General features: G+C 72.2%; 3 protein-coding genes. 2 read left to right on the forward strand and 1 reads right to left on the reverse strand.

All coding sequences use genetic code 11. The features are described from left to right. Both G7A99_RS17460 and G7A99_RS17465 read left to right on the forward strand, forming a co-directional pair. Positions 1–429 (forward strand): aldo/keto reductase (locus G7A99_RS17460; RefSeq protein ID WP_163142533.1); only part of this gene is annotated, 429 nt, incomplete at its 5' end. A 52-nt stretch (positions 430–481) separates the two neighbouring features. Further along, positions 482–2,200, forward strand: coding sequence for a SulP family inorganic anion transporter (locus G7A99_RS17465; protein WP_163142536.1), 1,719 nt, complete (start codon positions 482–484; stop codon positions 2,198–2,200). Here the strand turns inward: G7A99_RS17465 and G7A99_RS17470 are convergent. Further along, positions 2,175–2,972 (reverse strand): ATP-binding cassette domain-containing protein (locus G7A99_RS17470; protein ID WP_163142539.1); only part of this gene is annotated, 798 nt, incomplete at its 5' end. The genes G7A99_RS17465 and G7A99_RS17470 overlap by 26 nt on opposite strands.

Genomic DNA, 2,972 nt, shown 5'->3' on the forward strand with positions numbered 1-2,972 from the left:
AACTTCCCTGTGGCGCTGGTGCGCGAGGCCGAGGGGCTCAGCCGCGCGCCGCTGGTCACCGACCAGGTGGAGTATCACCCCTACCTCTCCCAGGCGCCGCTGCTCGAGGCGCTGCGCGAGCGCGGCATGGCGCTGACGGCCTACTGCCCCCTGGGGCAGGGCGGTGTGCTGAACGACGGCACCATCGCCGCGATCGCCCGCGATCACGACCGCACACCGGCCCAGGTGATCCTGCGCTGGCATTACCAGCAGCCGGGCGTGGTGGCGATCCCGCGCAGCCGTCGGGCCGAGCATGTGCGCGCCAACTTCGATATCCTCGGTTTCTCGCTGTCCGACGAGGAGATGCGCCGCATCAGCGGGCTCGCCCGGGCGGACGGTCGTGTCGTCAACCCTGCCGGCCTGGCCCCGGAGTGGGATAACGCCGGCTGAACCGCGTCGCCCCGCGCCGGCGGCGCCCGATTAATAAAGGAGCTCTGCCAGCGTGGCCCGACGGCCCCGATTCACTCTCGCGGCCCTGCGAGCCGATGCCGTCGCCGGCGGCATCGGTGGGCTGCTCGCGCTACCCCAGGTCATCGCCTACGCCCTGATCGCCGGTGTCCCCGCCGAGTGGGGGCTGCGCAGCGCCGTCGTGGTGACGGCGGTGGCCGCGCTTGCCGGCAGCTCCCGGGAGATGATCACCGGCCCCGCGGCGGCGCTGTCGCTGCTGACCTTCGCCGTGGTCTCGCCTCTTGCCGAGCCCGGCAGCGGCGACTACCTGATGCTGGTGGTCACGGTGATGGCCCTGGCCGGCGTGATGCAGCTCGCCGTGGGCCTGTTGCGTCTGGGGCGGCTGGTGAACTTCGTCTCGCACACGGTGATCGTCGGCTTCACCGCCGGCGCCGCCGTGCTCATTGCCTGGAGTCAGGTGCCGGAGTTGCTCGGTGCCGGCTCGACGAACAGTCCCGGGGCGATGCTCCAGCAGGCCTCCTGGCCCTCTGTCGCCACCGGTGCGGGGGTGATCCTGGCGATCCTGGTACTGCGCCGTCTCGGCCTGCGCGGGGGCGCGCTGCTCGGCGGCCTGGTGGCCGGCAGTGCCGGCGTGGCGCTGGCCGGGGGCGGCGATGTCGCCCGCGTGGGCACGCTCAGCCTCGCCTCGCTGCCCGCGATCCATCCGGTGATCTCGCCGGGCCGGCTGCCGCAGCTGGTGCCGGGGGCCGCGGCGATTGCGCTGCTGGGCCTGCTGGAGGCCGCTGCCATCGCCCGAGCCCTGGGCCGGCGCAGCGGCCAGCGCATCGACGCCGATCGCGAGTGCACCGGGCAGGGGGTGTCCAACCTGGTCGGCTCGTTCCTGGGCTGCCTGCCCGGGACTGGCTCGTTCACGCGCTCGGCGGCCAATCAGGAGGCTGGCGCACGCACGAGCGTCGCCGCACTGGTCTCGGCGGTGACCGTGGCCGCGGTGGCCCTGGCCTGGCCCGGCCTGGGGCAGTGGCTGCCGCTGCCCGCGATGGCCGGGGTGATCCTGGTGGTGGCGGTCCGCCTGGTGGACGTGCCCGCCATTCGCGAGGTCCTGCGTGCCGGCCGGGGCGAGGCGGCGGTGCTGGTGGCCACGTTCCTCGCCACCGTGTTCCTGGAGCTCGCCTACGCCGTGCTCATCGGCGTGGTCGTCTCGCTGTTCGTCTACCTCGCCCAGGCCGCCCGCCCGCGCATCGTGGAGGTGGCGCCCCGGGCCGACCGGCCGGGGCGGGACCTGCGTAACGCCGGCAAGCACGAGCTGGCGGTCTGCCCGCAGTTCGCGGTGCTTCGTGTCGACGGCGCGGTGTTCTTCGGTGCGGTGGAGCACGTGCGGGATGCCGTGCGGGCGCACACGGGGCCGGAGCGGCCGTACCTTCTGGTCATCGGCAGCGGCATTCCGCTGATCGATGTCGCCGGTGCCGGCATGCTGGCCGAGGAGGCCGAGCGGCTGGAGGGGATGGGGGGCGCCCTGGTGATCTGCTCGCTCAAGGACGACGTGCGCCGGGCGCTGCACCGTACCGGCCACGCGGATCGTCCGGGGCAGCCGCGGCTGAGCGCGAATCCGGGTACGGCCATCGCCGAGACGGTTCCCCGCCTCGACGACGCCACCTGCGCACGCTGCACGGTGCGCATATTCCGCGAGTGTGCGGCCCGCCCGGGCGGGCCGGCACACGTGGCCGGGCTCAGCCCGCCAGACGCCGGTACTTGATGCGGTGGGGGCGGGCGGCCTCGTCGCCCAGGCGCCGCCGCCGGTCCGCCTCGTACTCGGTGTAGTTGCCCTCGAACCAGGTCACCTGGCTGTCGCCCTCGAAGGCGAGGATATGGGTGGCGATGCGGTCGAGGAACCAGCGGTCATGGGAGATGACCATGGCGCAGCCCGGGAAGGCCAGCAGCGCCTCCTCCAATGCCCGCAGGGTCTCGACGTCCAGATCGTTGGTCGGCTCGTCGAGGAGCAGCGTGTTGCCGCCCTTCTGCAGGAGCTTGGCGAGGTGGACGCGGTTGCGTTCGCCGCCGGAGAGCTCGCCGATGCGCTTCTGCTGCTCCGATCCCTTGAAGTTGAAGCGCCCCACGTACGCCCGGGACGGCACCTCGTAGTTGCCGACCTTGATGATGTCGTGGCCGCCGGATATCTCCTCCCAGACGGTCTTGTCGCCGTCCAGGTCCTCGCGGCTCTGGTCCACGTAGGCCAGATCGACCGTCTCGCCCACGCGGATTTCGCCCTCGTCCGGCTGCTCCTGGCCGACGATCATGCGGAACATCGTGGACTTGCCCGCACCGTTGGGGCCGATGATGCCCACGAGCGCCCCGGGCGGCATCTTGAAGTCGAGGTCGTCGATGAGCAGCGTGTCGCCGAAGGCCTTGCGCACGTGGGCGGCCTCGATGACCAGGTCGCCCAGGCGTTCACCCGGCGGGATGTAGATCTCGTTGGTCTCGTTGCGCTTCTGGAACTCGCGGGACTGCAGCTCCTCGAACTGGCGCAG

Source organism: Arhodomonas sp. KWT (genome assembly GCF_010993615.1).